This window comes from Oceanobacillus sp. B139/18, assembly GCF_055524595.1.
This window is the reverse complement of the sequence record NZ_JBVFXI010000010.1, coordinates 57,745-77,327: the sequence shown is the minus strand read 5'-3', so window position 1 is coordinate 77,327 and position 19,583 is coordinate 57,745. Positions and strand designations below refer to the sequence as shown.

Sequence of the window (19,583 nt, the reverse complement as noted above, 5' to 3'; positions counted from 1 at the left end):
TCCAATCATAACAGTATGGATATGAAATACAGGGAGTCGCTTCCATGCACAGAAAGTAATCTTGACGGAACATTTTACCATACAGCAAGAACACCGATGCTTAAAGGCCAAGTGACGTTTTAGAAGAAATAATTGGCTATAAAAATGTTTAATGTGTTTTGAAAAGGGAAAAGTCCTTATAAAATGACCCTTACAGCTACTTACACTACGGAAAAAGGAGGCATTTTAATGGTTTGGACAATGAATGATTATCCAAGCTCAATGAAAAACCTAGAAAAACCTGTCCGTAAAAAGGCCATTGATATCGCAAATTCAATGCTGGATGATGGCTATAAGGAGAACAGGGCAATTCCAATAGCTACGGAGCAGGCTAAAGAATGGTATAAGAACGCGGATAAAGAAGAAATTCAAAGCTATGAAAAAGGCGGAAAACCGACCCAGCGCTCAAAGGAAGGAAAAGAAAAAACAAATAATCCGGAGCGGCTGGAGGAGGGAGAGGAAGTCTATAAGCAGGAAGAAGGATGGGCTGTCGGCTCTTCCGGTTCCAGTCAGGCAAGTGAACGATTTGATACAAAAGAGGAAGCGGTGAAAAGAGCGAAAGACATTGCTAAAAATAAAGGAACCTCCCTGACGGTTTATCGTGCAGATGGGACGGTTGAAGAGACTCGCAAATATGACTAAAGAAGGAATGCAGATTACTTTGTTCCCAGGTTTCCTTATGCTAAAATAAGTGAGGAAATTGAGGTGAACATAAATGAAAGTTGAAATTTGGTCTGATTTTGTATGTCCTTTTTGTTATATCGGAAAACGCCGGTTTGAACATGCCTTGGAGAAATTCACACATCGTGAACAAGTAGCAGTTCAGTTTAGAAGCTACCAGCTTGATCCGGATGCACAGCATCTTCCGGGAAAGAACTTCGCAGAAACTTTTTCTGAGCTGAAGGGAATGTCTTTAGAACAAGTATATGAAATGAATAAACAGGTAGCGGAGCAGGCAGCAGAAGTAGGCTTGACCTACCGCTTTGATACGATGAAATACGGGAATACATTTGACGCGCATCGAGTTGCTAAATTAGCTGCCGAGAATGGAAAGGAAGCGGAACTGACAGAACGTTTTTTTCAAGCCTATTTTACTGATTCCGAACAGTTGAGTGATAAAAAGACACTGATTCAGTTAGCGGAAGAAGTGGGTTTGGAGAGAGAGTGTGTTGAAAATGTATTGGACAGCTGTAAATTCCGTAATAAAGTCAATGAAGATATAGATTTGGCAAAGCAGCTTGGTGTCCAGGGCGTTCCTTTCTTTGTTTTTAATGAAAAATATGCCGTGTCCGGTGCACAGCCAGAAGAAGCTTTTACACAGGTACTTGAAAAGGTGTGGCAGGAAGAACAGGAAACGCCTGTTTTGCAATCATTGAACCCAAATGAGAATAAAACCTCCTATTGTACAGGTGATGGTTGTGAGAAAAAATAAACGTAGTAATCTATTCCATATATACCTGTAAATGAATGGGAGTACCCTTATTGAACGAACTATTATCAATAAATTTGACGAAAAATTGAACAGAATAATCAAAAAAACTGCCGGAAACGGCAGTTTTTTTGATTATCGTCATATTTACATAAATCAGCCATTGACGATGGCTGAAAATTTGATATACTAGGTATTGTTATCTAATTGATAATGAATATCATTCTTATTTAGAACAATTAGAACTTGATAATAATTATTATCTAGATTAATTTAAGTAAAATTTCAGGATAAGAAAGGTTGATGTATTTTTGGTGGAAATGCCTTATATTTAATGAAGCTTTACACTTAACTACATTAGCTATCCTTTTTTCACATACTTCTATTTTATTATTTAATACTTAAAGAAAGTAGGGCGATGACATGATTGATATTAAAGGATTGACAAAGAAATATGGGAATAAATCTATCGTAAATGATATATCGGTTCAAATTCAGCCTAATAAAATTACATCGTTTATCGGACCAAACGGTGCAGGGAAATCAACGCTGCTTTCCATGGTAAGCCGTTTGCTTGATGCAGACACAGGAGATGTATTACTGGACCAAAACAATGTAAAGAATATGAAATCAAATGAATTTGCGAAGCGCATTGCCATTTTAAGACAAGCGAATTTTTTCACTGTGAAACTGACGATTCGCCAATTAGTATCCTTTGGCCGTTATCCTTATTCGAAAGGCCGTTTAAATGAAGAAGATAATCGGATTGTCGATCAAGCCATTGAATATTTGAATTTAACAGATATCCAGCATAAATTCTTAGATGAGCTGTCTGGCGGTCAAAAGCAACGTGCGTTTATTTCCATGGTTATTGCCCAAGACACGGAATATATTTTATTGGATGAGCCGTTGAATAATTTGGATATGAAGCATTCTGTACAGATTATGAAAATATTACGCAAGCTTGTCGATGAGCTGGGGAAAACAGTTGTGATTGTATTGCATGATATTAACTTTGCTTCGGTTTATTCAGATCAGATTGTAGCTTTAAAAGAGGGGCGCCTGGTAAAAAACGGTCCGACACATGAAATCATTAATTCAGAAGCATTAAACGAAATCTATGATATGCATATTCCGGTCCATATGCAAAACGGCTGTCGTTTTTGTGTATACTTTGACTCACATATAAGTAAAAGCGGCTAATTGTTTAAACCCTATATATGATGGGTAAATCCAATAATTGCTTTCTTAAAAATGTCCAAACCTTATGCTTTCTCAATGAATATATCTTTGCTAGGATAACTTAACTTGAGCAGGTGCAGCTGCTTGAAAACGATTGATTTGATCCATGCGTACTCCTTTTGTCAGGAGTACGCATGTCGATGATGTTGAAACATCGTTTTTCAACCAAATAGTTTCACATTCTCATGAAAATCGTGTTTAAGCGGTTTCTTTCCATTGTTTAAGTAATTATTCTCATCTGGATTGTCGCAATTGCAGTTGAGAATAAAACGAGAATAATGGAATTTTTAATTGGTGATAATCGTACAAGAGATAAGATTAAAAAATACAGTTGACAATGTTTTTTTATTTGATATACTTTAAACAAGCTAATTGAGATTGATTATCATTATCAATGTGTTAGGTTATATCAATGCACTATAGTAAAACAGGAATTATTTTTTTAAATCAAGCGCAAAATATAATGCGGGTATTGATTTAATCAATCCAATAGTCTGCTCATCAAAAAAATATACATAGGGGAAGAGGTAGGAGAAATGAGAAAATCAAACTTTTTTAAGTCAACGTTTATTATAGCAATATTCGCAATTTTTGCTTTGGTGTTGGCTGCTTGCTCCGATTCAGGCAGTGAAAACGAAGAAGCCGATGACCAAGGAAATGAGTCTGCTGAAACGGAGGGTTCTTCTGAAGATGCAACGGTTGAAATTACGGATGCTCACGGAACCGTTGAAGTTCCAGTAAATCCAGAGAACGTGGTAGCTTTAGATAATAGAACGTTTGAAACATTATCTGATTGGGGAGTTGAATTAGCTGCTGCTCCAAGAGATTTAATACCTGAGGATATACCTTATGCAAGTGATGAATCAATTGAAAATATAGGAAACCATCGTGAACCAAACCTTGAACTTATCGCAGCTGCAGATCCTGATCTTGTTATTGTGGGCCAAAGGTTTGGAGGATTTTATGAAGATATAAAAGAATTAGTGCCAGATGCAGCAGTTATTGATCTTAATTTTGATGTTTCTGAGGAAGCTGACACACCCGGAGAAAATTTAGAGAACGGATTTAAAGATATTACAATCTCTCTTGGACAAATTTTTGATAAAAACGAAGAAGCTGAACAATTAATAGCTGATTTTGAACAATCCATTGAAGATGCTAAATCAGCTTATAACGGGACAGATACAATCATGAGTGTTATAGTATCTGGAGGAGATATTAATTTTGCAGCTCCTCATTCCGGCCGGGTTTGGGGCCCATTATATGATATTTTCGATTGGACACCGGCGTTAGAAATTGATCAAGCTTCTGCAGATCACCAAGGTGATGATGTTTCTGTTGAGGCTATTGCAGAAACCGATCCTGATTGGCTTTTCGTCATGGACCGTGATGCTGCTGTATCATCTGAAGAAGAAGCAAGTCCTGCTCAAGATGTAATCGATAATGCACCTGCTCTTCAAAACACAAAAGCTGTTTCTGAAGGACAAATCGTTTATGCACCGGCAGACACGTATACAAATGAATCTATACAAACATTTACTAAATTATTTGAAGATCTTGCAGAAACTTTAGCAGAGTAATTTAGAGGGGTATAACTATAGTGCTTAAAAATACAAAACAAAAAATGTTTGGGGCTGGGAATTCTCAGCCCCTGCATTCTAATCATCAAAAAATATGGACAAAGCCTTTTATATTAGCAATCCTCATTGTTATTATTTTAGGCGTTATTTCCATGTCTGTCGGAGTTTATGACATACGGGGACGCGAAGATGGAATGGATATGTTTTTCATTACCCGTATCCCAAGGACAGCTGCACTCATGCTTACTGGGGCTGCAATGGCAATGTCTGGACTCGTCATGCAGCTTATTACACAGAATCGTTTAGTTGAACCTACCACAACAGGAACGATTGAATGGGCAGGCTTGGGGTTGGTTTTCGTTTATTTATTAATTCCCGCACCATCTTTAGTTGAAAGAATGACTGGAGCAATCATTTTTTCCTTTATAGGAACGATGGTTTTCTTTTTGTTTTTGAGAAGAGTTAAACTTCGTTCGTCTTTAATTGTTCCGATTATTGGGATTATGCTTGGCGCAGTTATTTCAGCAGTTTCCACGTTTGTCGGGCTCGTTTTTCAAATGTCACAAAGTGTTGAAACCTGGTTTGTAGGTTCTTTTGCATCGATTCAGGTTGGAAGATATGAATATTTATGGCTGATTGTTGTAGTTACTTTTCTTATTTTTATCTATGCTAATAGACTGACACTAGCTGGATTAGGGGAGGATGTTACAAAAAGCCTTGGAGTAAGTTATAATACAATTGTTCTTGTTGGTACGGCTCTTATTGCTGTTGCAGTTGGAATTGTTGCCGCTGTTATTGGAAACTTACCATTTTTAGGTTTGATTGTACCAAATATTGTTTCCATGTTTAGAGGCGATGATTTAAGAAGTAACCTGCCATGGGTAAGTGTGTCCGGAATGGCGGCTCTAACCGCCGCTGATATTATATCCCGCACCGTTATCATGCCATTTGAAGTACCTGTATCCTTGATACTTGGAACGGTGGGCGCAGTTGTATTTATTGTTATTTTATTAAGAAGAAGGAGGCTGGGATAACGAATTGGAATATACTAATGAAAAAAATGTCAAAATGAATTCTAGCCTTCTTAAAAATGATAAACCATCTAAAGCTTTTCGTTCTAAAAAGGAGGAAAGACGTTATTGGATACTGTTGATAACGCTTATTGGATTAGGCATTCTTTCTTCGTATGGACTTTTAGTTTATAATAACCCGGTTCCAGTAGACTCCCCTTCCTTTATCCCAGTTGCTAAAAGAAGAATGGTAGCTATTGTTTCCATGATTATTGCTGCAGTTTGTCAGAGTCTGGCGACCGTTGCATTCCAATCGATTACGAATAATCGGGTGATCACTCCTTCGCTTTTAGGATTTGAAGCACTTTACTCCACAATACATACGAGTACCATGTTTTTCTTTGGTACCACGGCATTTATAGGTTATATGGGTACTGGATCGTTTTTATTTCAAGTAGCTATTATGGTCGCGATGTGTTTGATACTGTATGGGTGGTTACTTTCCGGAAAGTATGGAAATTTACAACTTATGCTTTTGGTCGGTATCATTATTGGAACAGGACTAAGGTCTTTATCAACGTTTATGAGAAAACTGCTTGCGCCTTCCGAGTTTGATATTTTACAGGCAAAGCTGTTTGGATCTGTTAATAATGCGGATGCAGCATATTTTCCGATTGCGATTCCGATTGTCATCATCGTAGCAGTTCTTCTTCTTGCGTATTCTAAGCGATTGAATGTATTATCGCTCGGAAAAGAGATTTCTAGTTCATTAGGATTGAATCATAAATTTAGTATCATTTATGTTCTTGTACTAGTTTCTATTTTAATGTCCATCTCAACGGCTTTAGTTGGACCGCTTACTTTCTTTGGTTTTTTGGTTGCAACGTTGAGTTATCAGTTAGCACAGACGTATGACCACAGATATATTTTTCCTATGGCTCTTGCTATTGGTTTCTTGGTATTAACTGGTGCATATTTTATTATGAACCATGTATTTAATGCGCAGGGCGTCGTTTCCATTATTATTGAAATTGCTGGCGGGCTAACATTTTTAATTATTATCTTAAAGAGAAAGACGTTATGATAAATAAATTTAAGTTTATTCATATTTTATATCCTCAAACTTGTTAAAAGCAGTATGTGATTGCATTCAACAGGTTTGAGGATTTTTTGTGCGGTCTGTCTATGGGGACATTCTATAAATAGAACTTTTTGGTAAAAAATGCTCTCTTTTCTTATTTTAATTTTTAGAAAATGTAGATAGTACAAATAAAGGTAGTATAATAAATAATATAGTAAACGCTTACCATAGGAGGTGATTATAATCATAAACCGGTTAAACCAAGTAAATCTACTCACCAAGATTCTTGTACTTATTATTGGACTAATCTTATTTGTAACCATATTACTAACGGCTTTTTACAGCTATATGGAAGTAGAAATGACGGAGGAGGAAATTGGTGAACAAGCTTTACAAACAGCGCAAATGGTAGCAAATATACCTTCCATTCGTGAAGGTTTTTCACAAGCATCACCTGAGGAAACGATACAGCCGATCGCTGAAGAAATGAGGAAATTAACAGGGGCTGAATTTATTGTTATCGGAAATACGGAAGGGATTCGTTATTCTCATCCGGATCAGGATAAGCTGGGCAAAAACATGGTAGGAGGCGATAATGATGCGGCGCTTATAGATGGTGAATCCTATGTTTCGCGCGCAGAAGGAAGTCTGGGACCATCTTTAAGGGGAAAGACACCTGTCTGGAATTATGAAGGTGACATTGTTGGTGTTGTTTCTGTCGGATATATGATAAAAGATATTAATGCAACGATTTTATCAAATATTAAAAAATTAATTCTGCCTTCTGTCATTGTACTATTTGTGGGAACAATCGGCGGACTGCTGCTGACTCGAAATATTCGCGGTCAATTAATGGGATTTGAACCTCATAAAATAACTTCTTTGTATCGTGAGAGGAATGCTATTCTTTCAGCGATTCACGAGGGAATGATTGCAGTTAATGAAGATGGAGTCATTCAATTAATGAACCAATCTGCTGAGAAATTGCTCAGCGGCAAGCAAAAGGCATTTTTTAATCAGCCAATTTCAAAAGTTCTGCCCGAGCTTCCATTATCCTCACTGATTAAAAACGGACAAGTATGCCGTAATAAGCAAGTGGAAGTAAATGATCGGCATATCATATTTAATATGGTTCCCATTTATAATCAGAACCAAGTAAGGGGGGCTGTATTAAGTTTTCGTGATAAAACAGAATTGAAAGAAATCATTGATACCTTAGGAGAAGTAAGAAGTTATTCCGAAGAACTCAGAGCACAGACGCATGAATATACGAACCGGCTTTATGTACTTTCAGGGATGCTCCAGCTTGGAAATTTTGAAGAAGCAATTGAATTGATTCAAAAAGAGACACAGACGGTAGAAACGCAAAATAAAATCGTATACGACCAAATCAGCGATAAAACGATACAGGCTATTTTATTAGGAAAGATAGGGAAAGCCTCCGAGTTAAAAATTAATTTCCTGATTGATGATTATAGTTCCCTGTCCGAAATGGCAGATTATATTGAACCGACAAATTTGATTACTATTTTAGGCAATGTGATTGATAACGCTCTGGATGCTGTGAGAGAGACAGAAAACGGAACGGTCCAGTTTTTCTCAACGGATATCGGTCATGACTATATTTTTGAAGTAGCTGATAATGGAGTTGGAATTGGTAAAAAAGATATCCATCGTATTTTTCACCGCAGATTCTCCACAAAGGATAAAACAACGCGCGGGTATGGATTAGCTATGGTTAAGGAAACAATTGAAAATCTAAACGGCAGAATTGAAGTCAAAAGTAATCTGGCTGAGGGAACCATTTTCACCATATTTATTCCCAAGCAACAGGCGAAAAAGACGGGGTGATGAATGTATGATACAAACGCTGATAGTAGAAGATGATTATCGTATCGCTGAGATTCACAGTGAATTCATCGAACATCTCGACAATGTAAAATTGGTTGGCAAAGCATTAAATGGAAAAGAAGCAATTGGATTTGCAGAAAAATATCCAATTGATCTGGTAATTCTGGATCTCTATATTCCAGATATTTCAGGCTTGGAGATTTTAGAGGAATTACGAAAAATCCAAGGAGAAATTGATGCCATTATTATTTCAGCTGCATCCGAAAAAAATATGATTCAGCGGACAGTTCGTAAGGGTGTTTTTGATTATATGATTAAGCCGATTAAACAGGAGAGGCTCATTGAGTCCATTAAACGCTACCAGTTATTTAATGAGCGTTTTAGTAATGAGGAGACGGTTAATCAGCATTTTTTAGATAATCATTTTGGGTTAAAAGGAAGTATAGAAATAGAAGCGCAGCGGACACCAAAAGGAATTGATCCTTTAACCTTAAATAAAATTAAAAAAAAGATTGATCAAACTAAAGAAGGAGTAGCAGCAGAGAAAATGGGAGAGCACATAGGTGTTTCCCGCACAACAGCCCGGCGTTATCTGGAATATCTTACTTCTTTGGGAGAAATAAAGGCAGACTTGGCATATGGGGCTGTTGGCAGACCGGAGCGCAGATATTATCGGTTATAAAACAAAACTTCACTTAAGCTGAAGTTTTACGGCAGTTTATATGAAAAAAATTGCAGGGCAGCTTCCTCTGCAATTTTTTTCTTTTTAAAACAAATGGATAGCGTGAACGAAATGAACAAAATAAACAGAAAGAAATCATTGTGATTAATTTTGAAAACGTTTACATAAATGTGATGCATCCTCTATAGTGTTTTTAAGACAGAAAATAAATTCATAAAAGGGGAGAAAGAAGAATGAAAAAGTTGTTACTTATTGCCTTATTCTTTTTTATTATCGTACTAGCTGCTTGTGGAAACAGTGATGATGCAGATGCTGGCGAATCAGGTGATTCAGGAGAAGGCGGAAGCTGGGAGCCGGAAGAAAGCATAGAAATTGTGGCACCGGCCGGAGCAGGGGGCGGCTGGGATACGACTGCGAGAATGGTTGCTAAAGTATTGGGTGAAGAAGGAATGATTGAAGAGAATATCGGTGTTGTGAATAAAACTGGCGGCGGCGGAGCTGTAGGATGGTCCTATATCGCTAATTATGAAGGAGATCCGCATAAGTTATTTGTTGCCTCCCCGCCGATTATATTGATTCCATTGAATGGGCAATCGGAATACGGTCATGAAGACTTTACACCGCTATCGAATCTAATTGCTGATTATGGCGCATTTGCAGTTCGGGAAGATGCGGAATGGGATGATTTAAATGATCTGTTCGAGGATATGAAAGAGGATCCGGAAAGTGTAACCGTTGTTGGTGAATCAGCTCCGGGAAGTATGGATCATATCCAATTTGTACAGATTGCAAAAGCTGCAGGGGTAGATATAACAAAAATCAGATATGTTTCTGCGCAAGATGGAGAATCACTTACGCAATTGCTGAATGGCAGTGTCGATGTATATTCTACAGGGATGGCTGAGACGGTAGAGCAAGTAAAGGCAGACAATATTAAAGTACTGGGTATTACTGCTCCTGAAAGATTAGAAGGAGAGGTTATCGAGGATTTCCCAACGGCAATAGAACAAGGAATTGATGAAACGTTTGTTAACTGGAGAGGCTTCTTTGGACCTCCAGGAATGGATGAAGCTTCGATTGCTTATTATGAGGATAAATTTAAGGAGTTGAGTGATTCAGAAGCATTCGCAGAGATTCGCGACCAGTTTGGCTGGGATGAAGAATACATGGGGCATGAGGAATACAAGGCATTCTTGGATGAACAAAAAGAACAGGTGCAAGTATTGTTAGATGATTTAGGTTTAAATAACGAATAAGATGCGCAAAGCCAATGATTCGGTATCCATCTGTTTCATTGGCTTTGCCGCCAATTAATTGGATTTGAGGTGATTGCATTGTTAAAGTCAATAAACAGCCGGGTAAGTCTGGTGTTGCTCGTTATTGCTATTGTCTATTTGATTTTCTCGTATCAGCTGCCGTCCTACGCTTATACGGAGGTAGATGCGGATGTTATTCCAAAAGCCTTGGGGTGGCTGTTAGTCTTTTTAGCAATATTATTATTTTTTTCAAAGGATAATGAGACAGAAGCGCAGCGACAAAAAAGAAATATACCTAAAAAAGAAATCGGGATGCTTCTCGGCGTTGGCGCACTCATATTTATATATATTTTCCTTTTAGAAATACTCGGGTTTATTTTGGTATCAGCACTTTTTATTTTTTTCTGTTCGCTGTTTTTAGGGTATAGAAGCCATATCGTTAATGGTATTGTCTCTATTGCATTTTCGTCTTTTATTTATTTTGTTTTTACTTCGCTATTACAGATATCTTTACCATCAGGAATCTTACCTTTATAAAGAGGGAGGGGAAATTTTATGGGAGCTATGGAAGGAATGTTAACAGGGTTACAAACAGCATTTAGTTTGCAAAGTATTTTTTTCGTTATGATAGGGGTATTTATTGGAACGTTTATCGGGATGCTGCCTGGTTTAGGTCCAATTAGTGCAATAGCTGTGATGATACCAATTACATTTGGAATGGACCCGACGGTTGCATTGATTATGATGGCAGGTGTTTATTACGGGGCCATTTTTGGAGGGTCTACATCATCTATTTTATTAAATGCTCCAGGTGTATCCGGAACGGTAGCTACTTCCTTTGACGGATATCCAATGGCGCAGCGCGGAGAAGCAGGGAAAGCTTTAGCGATAGCGGCGATAGCATCGTTTGTCGGCGGAACGGTGAGTGTTGTGCTGCTTATGCTGCTGGCTCCGATGCTTGCAAGCGTGGCTATTTCCTTCTCTCCGGCAGCTTATTTCGCTTTGATGCTGTTGGGATTGACTGCGATTTCGAGCTTATCTGAAGGCTCGACAATAAAAGCATTAATTTCTGCTGTAGCTGGTTTTATGGTCGTCACGGTAGGAATAGATGCTCAATCTGGAACGCAGCGGTTTACATTTGGAAATACAAATTTATTAGACGGTCTTGACTTCTTAGTAATTGCGCTTGGGTTATTTGCTTTGGCAGAAGTGTGTACGTTGATATTAAATAGAAAAGATAAATCGATTCAAAATGCACATAAAATCGGCAGTTTGAAATTAAGCAAACAGGATTGGAAGGATATGACCGGACCCATGTCCAGGCATTCTATTATCGGGTTTATCCTGGGAGTGCTTCCTGGTGCAGGAGCAACGATTGCATCATTTATTTCCTATATTACGGAAAAAAGAATCTCTAAAAATCCAGAAGAATTTGGAAAGGGTTCTGTCAAAGGATTAGCCGCTCCGGAAACATCCAATAATGCTGCAACCAGCGGCGCATTTGTACCGCTGTTAAGCTTGGGGATTCCTGGATCTGGAACAACAGCTGTATTATTAGGCGCTTTCTTAGTACTGGGCGTACAGCCTGGACCACTATTGATGACCGATCAGCCTGATATATTTTGGGGGGTCATCGTCAGTATGTATATTGGCAATATCTTTTTGCTTATACTGAATTTACCGTTAATTCCTTACATAGCAAAGATATTAATGGTGCCCCGACCGCTGCTGATTTCATTGGTTGTTATGTTTAGTATGATTGGCGTTTATGCAATCAGCTTCAATACGTTCGATTTATACATGCTGCTGCTATTTGGCGTCATCGGATTTTTAATGCGGTTATTTTCATTTCCTGCGCCGCCATTTATATTGGCATTTATCCTGGGAGGAATGCTGGAGCAATCCTTCCGTCAATCGATGACGATATCGAATGGAAGTTTGTCTATTTTCTTTCAAGACCCGATTGCTCTCAGTATTTTAGCAGTAGCGGCATTATCTTTATTCATTCCATTGATTTCAAAAGTTAGAAAAGGAAAGAAAAATAATTAAAAACCGGTTCTGCTTCATATTATATTTCCGGGTCAACCTAAGCAAGAGCAGCGTAAAATCCTGCTCTTGCTTATTTTAAAGAATAAAAAAAGTCAGACAGACTCATACTGTTATAGAACTGTAACAAAAATTAATGCTTGAAAACTTGAAACAGGGAAAGCATGTATGATTGAATGGAACATGACAAATCAAAAAAGCGAGGGATGTTTCAATGAAGAAACTGTCACTAACAATATTGATGATAATCACCATGCTTCTAGCAGCATGCGGAAATGATGATAACGAAGGCGAGCAAGAAGGCGCTGAACAAGGACAAGAGCAGCAAGAACAGGGAGAAGAGCAAGCCGCACCGCAAGAGCCGGATCCGGTAGAATTCTCTGATGATGAATTTTTAGATAAAGAGGAACCAGTTGTTGTTGTAAATGGAGAAGAAGTGAATGGAGCAGCGTATAACGCAGCTTATTCTCTAGTAAAATCAATGTCTGCTCAATACGGTCAGGATGTTTCAGATTTAGAAGCAGTACAGGATCAAACGATTGATTATCTTGTAGAACAAGAGCTTATTATGCAAGAAGCAGAAGATGCCGGTATCGAGGTAAGTGATGAAGAAGTGCAAGAAGAAGTAGATGCGGCGAAAGAAAGCGGCGGAGAAGAAGGCTTTCAACAATCACTGGAGCAGTTAAATTTAACAGAAGAACAATTTGCACAGCAGCTCAGATTTGATTTAGCAACACAGCAATATATGGAAGAAGAAGTAGATACAGAAGTAACAGATGAAGAAGTGCAGGAAATGTATGATCAGTTATCTGCACAAATGGGTGACCAGGAAATGCAAGACCTGGATGAAATTAGAGATGATGTGGAACAAATGGTTATCCAGAACAAACAGCAGGAAGCTTATACCAATAAAGTAGATGAATTAAAAGAATCTGCTGAGATAGAGGAACAAATTTAAAACTTTCTAAAGATGAAGCAATTTATTTTTAGAAAGCAGCAGAGAGAATTTTTTCTGGGAAGGATCGTCAGGGTCGGCGAATGATTGCCTGATACCAGACAGGATGAACCTTTACAGAAGAAAAAAATCTCATGAATAAAAAAGGAAGTGATTCTCCAAAGGGAGAGCACTTCCTTTTTTTCTTATAAAAAGCTGCTGATAGCATCTACTAAACTGTACGTACCGAGAAAGAAAACAACCGCAGTAACCAGACCGCCAATGATATTTAACCATAATGGATTTACGTATTTCCCCATTGCATTTTTCCTGTTCACAACTACCATGATGAAAACTGCAATAAGCGGCAGGATGATTCCATTTAATGCTTGTGCGACAAGCAATACTTCTAGAGGTTCAAAACCAATTGCAGAAGTGATAATTCCTAAAATAATGACGACACTAAAGACCGTTTTATATTTCTTATTAGCAAATCCGCCTTCCCATCTCATAAAGCTGCTTACAGTCACCGCAGCGCCCATAGGAGAAGCAATAGCAGATGAAAAACCGGCTGCAAAGAGACCGATACTAACAAATATTGGAGCTAAATCTCCCATCAGGGGCTCTAATGGGGAAGCAAGCTGTACCACGCTTGTCACCTCTGTACCTTGGATTAATGCACCAGCTGTAATTAATATTGCTGCGGTAATAATACCGCCCACTGTAATGGAAAGGATGGTATCTGTTCTTACTGCTTTTAAATCCTTTACATTGTTCCATTTCTCACTCACTGTAGAAGCATGAATAAAGAAGTTATAGGGAACAACGGTAGTACCAATTAAAGCAATAATCATCAGAATAGATCCGTCTGGAATCGATGGAATAAATGCTCCGTCAAGAACGTGGAGAACGTCAGGTCCGGCGACAAACATCGTGGTAATAAAGGTGATACTCATAATAACGATTAAAAAAATCATGACTTTTTCAATAAATTTATAACCGCCAAGTAAATTGAGCATTAAAATAATAATTCCGATAATTGGCGCAACATAATTTTCAGAGATGCCGGTTAAGTAAGAAACACCTAGAGAGGTTCCTAATAAATCTCCGCTTATGTATGCGGCACAGCCTACACAAACCGCAATAAGGACAATCCATACGGATGCGAATTTTAGAATTTGATTCTGGAATAATTCGCGAATGTTTTCTCCTAAGCCCTGTTTTGTTACAATTCCAATTCTGGCTACCATTTCCTGCAGGAAAATCGTCGCTATAATGGAGAAAATAACTGCCCATAATAAAGCAAAACCAAATCCTGCCCCTGCTCTTGTCGCAGTCGTTACTGTACCGGGGCCGATAAAAGATGCTGTAATGATAGCACCCGGTCCAATGATTTTGAGCTTCTCAACTAATTTTGATTGCGCCAAGTAAAACGCCTCCTTTGTATGATAAGCAGGAAGGGGAAGCTCCCTTTTCCTGCTTACTTGGCTTGCCCGCCATGAACATGACCGGCCAATACATACAGCACGGCTGTCGATACAAAATGTGCTGAATTTTGATTGAAATCCTGCTGCGGATAGACCTCTACAAAATCCATCCCGCAAAGGCCGCGTTTAGCAAATTCATAAATCATTGTCAGAAGCTCATAGGAAGTCAATCCATTTCCGTCCACTGGTCCGCCCGGATTGAAAGCAAAATCAAGCACATCACTGCAAATCGTCAAATAAACAACATCAACGTCCTTGGAAGCCATCTTATAGATTTCATTTGCATATTTCTTTAAATCACTTTGCTCGCGGATGTCATTGATGGTTATCGTTACAGCGCCGGCTTCATTTGCATGCTTGCCTGTTTCCGGTTTATTACGCGGGCCTTTGATTCCTGTATGAATCAAGCTTTCGTTACGTACACCTTCCGTTTCATATAAGCGCATAAAAGGGGTGCTTCTGGCGAACTTATCTCCTTCATGATGCGGCATATTATCATAATGGGAATCAAGGTGAATAATACCTACTTTTTTGCCTGTGTTGGTCAGGCCTTTTACAATCGGATAAGTAATACCGTGGTCTCCGCCAAGTCCGACTAGAAACTTCCCGCTTTTCCACAGATTTTCTGCAAAGTCCTCAATTCGATTCATGGTTTCCGGTACATCATGAGGAACGATGCTGACATCGCCGACATCGCCTAAACTTAGATGGTCTTCTACATTGATATGGTCTAATTCCGGCAGATATGTACTGTATCTGGCAGAGGATAAACGAATTTGCTTTGGACCAAGCTCACAGCCCGTATAATCTCCCCATGTACAGGCGCCTTCCCAAGGTACGCCATAGATTAGTACATCGGTATCAGGATTCTTTTGGTTTGTCAGATTTCTCGCTCCTAACAGCGGCGGTGTATTGCCATAAATATTTGTGCTCATTATCATTCTCCTTTTTTGAATAGAATTCGTTTTATCTGTTAATTCTTAAACAATCATAGAAAATAGATTGTTTATCAAGCCACCGGAATAAGGACAGATTTAAAAATATTCCTTATTTTATATATACACTTCTGAAAAATATATAAACCTTAATTTTCGCTATATAAAAAGCCATTAGAGGATTTCCTCTAACGGCTTTCCATGAACCTATTCTGCTTGGTTAAAATAAATACCTTATTTTTCAATAATGTAATCTATAGCGTGTAATAGCTTCGTCATCTGTTCCTTTGTCCCAATGGAAATCCGTAAATAGTTTTCCAGCTTTGGTTTATTAAAATAGCGGATTAGGAAGCCGGCCTGCTTCAGCTCCATAAACAGTTTCTCAGCCTCTATCCCTGCCGGTGAAGCAAGCACAAAATTGGCTTGAGAAGGAAGGACATGGAAGTCTCTTTTCTCTAATTCCTGCCGAAAGTACTCTCTCGTTTTAATAATTTCGTTTCTCGTTTTTTCAAAATAAGCAGTATCCCGGAATGCTTCCATAGCGCCGGCAATGGCTAACCGGTCAATCGTATAGGAATTAAACGAATCTTTTACCCGCGTTAATCCGTCAATCAGATCTTTATGACCCATCGCCATACCTACACGGAGGCCGGCAAGCGAACGGGATTTAGACAGGGTTTGTATAACAAGTAAATTCGGATAGCTGTCTATCAGGGAAGCAGCTGATGCTTTAGCAAAGTCAACGTATGCTTCATCCACAATCACAATCTGATCAGGATTATTTTTTAAGATTTCTTCTATCGCTTCCAGCTCCATGTATAAGCTGGTCGGTGCGTTCGGATTGGGAAAAATAACGCCGCCTTCTGCGTTAAAGAGTGATGGGGGAGAGATGGTGAAATCATCCTCCAACGCCACTTCCTCTACATCCAGCTGATAAAGCTTTGCATATACAGGGTAGAAGCTGTAGGTGATATCTGGGTATTTAATGGCCTTCCCAGGTTCAAAAAAAGTCATAAAACTAAGCGCAAGCACTTCATCGGAACCATTGCCGATAAAAACCTGTTCTTTTTTTAATCCATAGCAGCCTCCAATTTCCTCTCTGAGATTATCGACAGCAGGGGAAGGGTAAAGCTGCAATTTCGTCCTTGCCTCCTCCTCAATCGCTGCAATAACGTTTGGAGAGGGGGGAAAAGGGTTTTCATTCGTATTTAATTTAATAATGGATGAATCATCTAATTGTTCCCCGGGAATATAAGGTTCCAGCTGTTCGATTAAAGGATTCCAAAATCTACTCACGGTGCTGTCCCTCTTTTTCAATATGGCGTTCGTTCAATATTTTTTTAATATCTTTGGAACTTACGCCTTGCTCCTCCATTAAAACAAGGGAGTGATACAATAAATCAGCTAGCTCATTGGTTAATTCCTCTTTATCATTATTTTTTGCGCCGATAACGACCTCCGTCGACTCTTCACCGATTTTTTTAAGAATCTTATCTAATCCTTTATTAAACAGGTACGTTGTATAAGCGCCTTCCTGCGGGTTTTCTTTACGGTCTTTGATTTTGTCGGTCAGCTCATTAACGATAGAGAATAACGGTTTTTCTGTTTCAGATAAGGTTGTTTCAAAGCAGGTCGTTGTGCCTTTATGGCAGGCAGGGCCAAGCGGCTGTACCTGGACAACTAAAGCGTCCTGATCACAATCCACTGAAATGTTTTTGACTATCTGCTTATTTCCGGAAGTTTCCCCTTTATTCCAGAGCTCCTTACGGCTGCGGGAATAGAACCAGGTTTCCCCGGTTTCTAATGTTTTTACTAAAGCAACCTCGTTCATATAAGCTAAAGTCAATACTTTTCCCGTTGCGTAATCCTGAACAATAGCCGGAACGAGTCCATTTTCATCGTATTTGATTGAAATCTCCATTATGCTTTCCTCCTCATTGGTATTCCTTGTGAGGATAAATATTCTTTTAATTCCGGAATAGGAATCTCCTCGTAATGAAAGACAGATGCAGCAAGTGCAGCATCGATACCTTCTGCAAAAACTTCTGAGAAATGCTCTATTTTACCTGCGCCGCCGCTGGCAATCACAGGGATATTGACGGCATCTGCAATTTTCTTGGTTAATTCGATTTGATAGCCATTTTTTTCACCGTCTGCATCCATGGCATTGACAACCAGCTCGCCTGCCCCGAGTACTTCTCCGCGTTTCGCCCATTCCACTGCATCTATCCCGGTATCTTTTCTTCCGCCGTTAATAAATACATGGAACGCACCATCTGCTGTTCTTTTTGCATCAATCGAGAGCACGATACATTGACTGCCAAACTTATCAGAGGACTCCTTAATTAATTCTGGACGCTGCACAGCTGCACTGTTTACCGAAACTTTATCCGCGCCGGCATGAAGCACACTGTGAATATCCTGGGTGGTACGGATACCGCCGCCGACCATAAAAGGGATAGCAATTTCGCGTGCAACTTGTTCAACGACATCCAGAAAAATGTTTCGCTCTTCGTTGGAGGCAGTAATATCGTAAAAAACAAGTTCATCTGCTCCTTCACGGTTATAGCGGGCAGCCAATTCCACCGGATTAGCAACGTCCTTGATGTCCTGAAATTTCTTACCTTTAACGACCCGGCCTTTATCTACATCCAGACAGGGGATAATGCGTTTAGCGAGCATGATTGTCCTCCTCTACAACGTCTTCCAGTTGAATAGTACCATCATATAGCGCTTTTCCAATAATTGCCCCGTAAAGGTCAAGTGCCTGAAGGCTGGCAACATCCTCTTTTCGGGAAACCCCGCCGGAAGCAATGATATTCATATTGGTTGCTTCCTGCATCGCTTTCAGCTCCTCCAGATTCGGTCCGCGCAGCATGCCATCCTTTAAAATATCCGTATATACAATCGTTGTTAAGCCGGCTGCTTCTAATTCCTTCGCAAGGTCAGCAGCTTTTTTATCGCTATTTTTTGTCCAGCCATCTGTTGCAATATAACCATTCCGAGCATCGAGAGAAACTGCGATTTTATCTCCATATAATTGAATTGCTTTAGTGAGCATGTCCCAATCAGTGATTGCAGAGGTGCCGAGGATAACCCGGGCAGCACCGCCTTCCACGTACTCTCTAATCGTGTCCAGGGAGCGGATACCGCCGCCGACTTCAACAGGAATGGATAATGCCTGAATGGTTTTAAGGATAATTTCTTTATTTTGGGGGTCTCCTGTTTTAGCTCCGTCTAAATCGACCATGTGGAGGAAGGTGCCGCCTGCTTCCTGCCATCTTTTGGCTGTGTCCACCGGGGAGTCATTATAGGTTGTCTGCTGATTATAATCGCCCTGCTTTAAGCGGACACAGTTGCCATCTTTCACATCAATTGCTGGAAAAATGATCATGAAATCATCTCCTCATAATTTTTCAATAATGCAATACCGATATCCCCGCTTTTTTCCGGGTGAAATTGCATTCCTGTTATATTTTTATCCTGCACGATTGCTGGTACGCGTCCGCCATAATCGGCACTGGCGACCAATGTTTTTTCTTCCAGTTCATCAATTGCATAGGAATGGACGAAATAAACATATGGATTTTCTCCGAGCTGATGTAATAAGCGCTGAGGCTGATTGGATTGCAGGATATTCCAGCCCATATGCGGCACTTTGACCCTGTCTGAAATACGTTTTACCGAACCGGATAGAAGACCAAGTCCTGTACATCCACCATTTTCTTCGCTGAATTCATAGAAAAGCTGCATCCCAAGACAGATGCCTAAAATTGGCTTGCCGCTTGCCGCTTCTTTTTTCAAAATCGTATCTAATTTGTAGCGCTGTAATGCTTCCATCGCATCCTTGAAGGCGCCGACGCCTGGAAGAATAATGGAATCCGCCTGATGGATTTCTTCCGGATCCATGGTCAATTTAGAGTTTTTCCCTAATTTATCTAATGCAAATTGCAGGCTTTTAATATTTCCTGCACCGTAGTCAATAATGGCAATCATATCCCAGCCTCCTTT

The 19,583-nt window shown here is 39.4% G+C and carries 19 protein-coding genes; 12 read left to right on the top strand and 7 right to left on the bottom strand.

Annotated elements, in window-relative coordinates; translation table 11 throughout:
• The first annotated feature begins 228 nt into the window (after window positions 1–228).
• The 12 genes from ACZSMY_RS21230 to ACZSMY_RS21175 all read left to right on the top strand — a co-directional run bounded on the left by ACZSMY_RS21230 (window position 229) and on the right by ACZSMY_RS21175 (window position 13,174).
• Window positions 229–681, top strand: a complete 453-nt coding sequence (locus ACZSMY_RS21230) for a DUF2188 domain-containing protein (protein WP_042532242.1) — start codon at window positions 229–231, stop codon at window positions 679–681.
• A gap of 73 nt (window positions 682–754) precedes the next feature.
• A complete protein-coding gene (locus tag ACZSMY_RS21225; RefSeq protein WP_256705759.1) occupies window positions 755–1,471 on the top strand; it encodes a DsbA family oxidoreductase in 717 nt (238 codons plus the stop codon).
• A 420-nt stretch (window positions 1,472–1,891) separates the two neighbouring features.
• Window positions 1,892–2,671, top strand: a complete 780-nt coding sequence (locus ACZSMY_RS21220; RefSeq protein ID WP_042532246.1) for an iron ABC transporter ATP-binding protein — start codon at window positions 1,892–1,894, stop codon at window positions 2,669–2,671.
• Window positions 2,672–3,246: 575 nt separating this feature from the next.
• Window positions 3,247–4,290 (top strand): siderophore ABC transporter substrate-binding protein, encoded by a 1,044-nt coding sequence (locus ACZSMY_RS21215; protein ID WP_042532248.1) that lies wholly within the window; start codon window positions 3,247–3,249, stop codon window positions 4,288–4,290.
• A gap of 44 nt (window positions 4,291–4,334) precedes the next feature.
• Window positions 4,335–5,324, top strand: a complete 990-nt coding sequence (locus ACZSMY_RS21210) for an ABC transporter permease (protein ID WP_465148272.1) — start codon at window positions 4,335–4,337, stop codon at window positions 5,322–5,324.
• A 34-nt stretch (window positions 5,325–5,358) separates the two neighbouring features.
• A complete protein-coding gene (locus ACZSMY_RS21205) occupies window positions 5,359–6,384 on the top strand; it encodes an iron chelate uptake ABC transporter family permease subunit (RefSeq protein ID WP_042536012.1) in 1,026 nt (341 codons plus the stop codon).
• Window positions 6,385–6,741: 357 nt separating this feature from the next.
• On the top strand, window positions 6,742–8,232 hold the full coding sequence (locus ACZSMY_RS21200; RefSeq protein ID WP_244882370.1) for an ATP-binding protein: 1,491 nt from the start codon (window positions 6,742–6,744) through the stop codon (window positions 8,230–8,232).
• A 7-nt stretch (window positions 8,233–8,239) separates the two neighbouring features.
• Entirely contained in the window at window positions 8,240–8,914 is a 675-nt protein-coding gene (locus ACZSMY_RS21195) for a response regulator (protein WP_042532250.1), read from the top strand.
• Between the two features lie 233 nt (window positions 8,915–9,147).
• Window positions 9,148–10,170: a tripartite tricarboxylate transporter substrate binding protein gene (locus tag ACZSMY_RS21190; protein ID WP_042532252.1), complete on the top strand. Its 1,023-nt coding sequence runs from the start codon at window positions 9,148–9,150 to the stop codon at window positions 10,168–10,170.
• Window positions 10,171–10,248: 78 nt separating this feature from the next.
• Window positions 10,249–10,707 (top strand): tripartite tricarboxylate transporter TctB family protein, encoded by a 459-nt coding sequence (locus tag ACZSMY_RS21185; RefSeq protein ID WP_368901126.1) that lies wholly within the window; start codon window positions 10,249–10,251, stop codon window positions 10,705–10,707.
• 18 nt (window positions 10,708–10,725) lie between these two features.
• A complete protein-coding gene (locus ACZSMY_RS21180) occupies window positions 10,726–12,219 on the top strand; it encodes a tripartite tricarboxylate transporter permease (RefSeq protein ID WP_042532257.1) in 1,494 nt (497 codons plus the stop codon).
• 211 nt (window positions 12,220–12,430) lie between these two features.
• Window positions 12,431–13,174: a SurA N-terminal domain-containing protein gene (locus ACZSMY_RS21175; protein ID WP_042532259.1), complete on the top strand. Its 744-nt coding sequence runs from the start codon at window positions 12,431–12,433 to the stop codon at window positions 13,172–13,174.
• 182 nt (window positions 13,175–13,356) lie between these two features.
• On the opposite strand, the gene ACZSMY_RS21170 is transcribed toward ACZSMY_RS21175, so the two are convergent.
• The 7 genes from ACZSMY_RS21170 to hisH all read right to left on the bottom strand — a co-directional run bounded on the left by ACZSMY_RS21170 (window position 13,357) and on the right by hisH (window position 19,568).
• Window positions 13,357–14,577 (bottom strand): Nramp family divalent metal transporter, encoded by a 1,221-nt coding sequence (locus ACZSMY_RS21170; protein WP_042532261.1) that lies wholly within the window; start codon window positions 14,575–14,577, stop codon window positions 13,357–13,359.
• A 53-nt stretch (window positions 14,578–14,630) separates the two neighbouring features.
• Window positions 14,631–15,572, bottom strand: a complete 942-nt coding sequence (locus ACZSMY_RS21165) for an agmatinase family protein (RefSeq protein WP_042532262.1) — start codon at window positions 15,570–15,572, stop codon at window positions 14,631–14,633.
• Between the two features lie 234 nt (window positions 15,573–15,806).
• Window positions 15,807–16,868, bottom strand: coding sequence for a histidinol-phosphate transaminase (gene hisC / locus ACZSMY_RS21160; protein ID WP_042532264.1), 1,062 nt, complete (start codon window positions 16,866–16,868; stop codon window positions 15,807–15,809).
• The gene (gene hisIE, locus ACZSMY_RS21155) at window positions 16,861–17,493 is read right to left on the bottom strand and encodes a bifunctional phosphoribosyl-AMP cyclohydrolase/phosphoribosyl-ATP diphosphatase HisIE (RefSeq protein ID WP_042532266.1); all 633 of its coding nucleotides are present in this window, start codon (window positions 17,491–17,493) and stop codon (window positions 16,861–16,863) included. The genes hisC and hisIE overlap by 8 nt, the downstream gene beginning before the upstream one ends.
• Window positions 17,493–18,254, bottom strand: a complete 762-nt coding sequence (gene hisF, locus ACZSMY_RS21150) for an imidazole glycerol phosphate synthase subunit HisF (protein WP_042532267.1) — start codon at window positions 18,252–18,254, stop codon at window positions 17,493–17,495. The genes hisIE and hisF overlap by 1 nt, the downstream gene beginning before the upstream one ends.
• Window positions 18,244–18,966 carry a 1-(5-phosphoribosyl)-5-[(5-phosphoribosylamino)methylideneamino]imidazole-4-carboxamide isomerase gene (gene hisA / locus ACZSMY_RS21145; RefSeq protein ID WP_042532269.1) on the bottom strand — a complete coding sequence of 241 codons (723 nt, stop codon included), beginning with the start codon at window positions 18,964–18,966 and terminating at the stop codon, window positions 18,244–18,246. Before hisA ends, hisF begins: the two co-directional genes overlap by 11 nt.
• Window positions 18,963–19,568, bottom strand: a complete 606-nt coding sequence (hisH, locus tag ACZSMY_RS21140) for an imidazole glycerol phosphate synthase subunit HisH (RefSeq protein WP_042532271.1) — start codon at window positions 19,566–19,568, stop codon at window positions 18,963–18,965. The genes hisA and hisH overlap by 4 nt, the downstream gene beginning before the upstream one ends.
• Window positions 19,569–19,583: the final 15 nt, after the last annotated feature.

Coding starts and splice junctions, on each gene's coding strand:
- ACZSMY_RS21230 (WP_042532242.1), top strand. CDS start 229: ATGGTTTGGACAATGAATGATTATCCAAGCTCAATGAAAAACCTAGAA.
- ACZSMY_RS21225 (WP_256705759.1), top strand. CDS start 755: ATGAAAGTTGAAATTTGGTCTGATTTTGTATGTCCTTTTTGTTATATC.
- ACZSMY_RS21220 (WP_042532246.1), top strand. CDS start 1,892: ATGATTGATATTAAAGGATTGACAAAGAAATATGGGAATAAATCTATC.
- ACZSMY_RS21215 (WP_042532248.1), top strand. CDS start 3,247: ATGAGAAAATCAAACTTTTTTAAGTCAACGTTTATTATAGCAATATTC.
- ACZSMY_RS21210 (WP_465148272.1), top strand. CDS start 4,335: ATGTTTGGGGCTGGGAATTCTCAGCCCCTGCATTCTAATCATCAAAAA.
- ACZSMY_RS21205 (WP_042536012.1), top strand. CDS start 5,359: ATGAATTCTAGCCTTCTTAAAAATGATAAACCATCTAAAGCTTTTCGT.
- ACZSMY_RS21200 (WP_244882370.1), top strand. CDS start 6,742: ATGACGGAGGAGGAAATTGGTGAACAAGCTTTACAAACAGCGCAAATG.
- ACZSMY_RS21195 (WP_042532250.1), top strand. CDS start 8,240: ATGATACAAACGCTGATAGTAGAAGATGATTATCGTATCGCTGAGATT.
- ACZSMY_RS21190 (WP_042532252.1), top strand. CDS start 9,148: ATGAAAAAGTTGTTACTTATTGCCTTATTCTTTTTTATTATCGTACTA.
- ACZSMY_RS21180 (WP_042532257.1), top strand. CDS start 10,726: ATGGGAGCTATGGAAGGAATGTTAACAGGGTTACAAACAGCATTTAGT.
- ACZSMY_RS21175 (WP_042532259.1), top strand. CDS start 12,431: ATGAAGAAACTGTCACTAACAATATTGATGATAATCACCATGCTTCTA.
- ACZSMY_RS21165 (WP_042532262.1), bottom strand. CDS start 15,572: ATGAGCACAAATATTTATGGCAATACACCGCCGCTGTTAGGAGCGAGA.
- hisIE (WP_042532266.1), bottom strand. CDS start 17,493: ATGGAGATTTCAATCAAATACGATGAAAATGGACTCGTTCCGGCTATT.
- hisF (WP_042532267.1), bottom strand. CDS start 18,254: ATGCTCGCTAAACGCATTATCCCCTGTCTGGATGTAGATAAAGGCCGG.
- hisA (WP_042532269.1), bottom strand. CDS start 18,966: ATGATCATTTTTCCAGCAATTGATGTGAAAGATGGCAACTGTGTCCGC.
- hisH (WP_042532271.1), bottom strand. CDS start 19,568: ATGATTGCCATTATTGACTACGGTGCAGGAAATATTAAAAGCCTGCAA.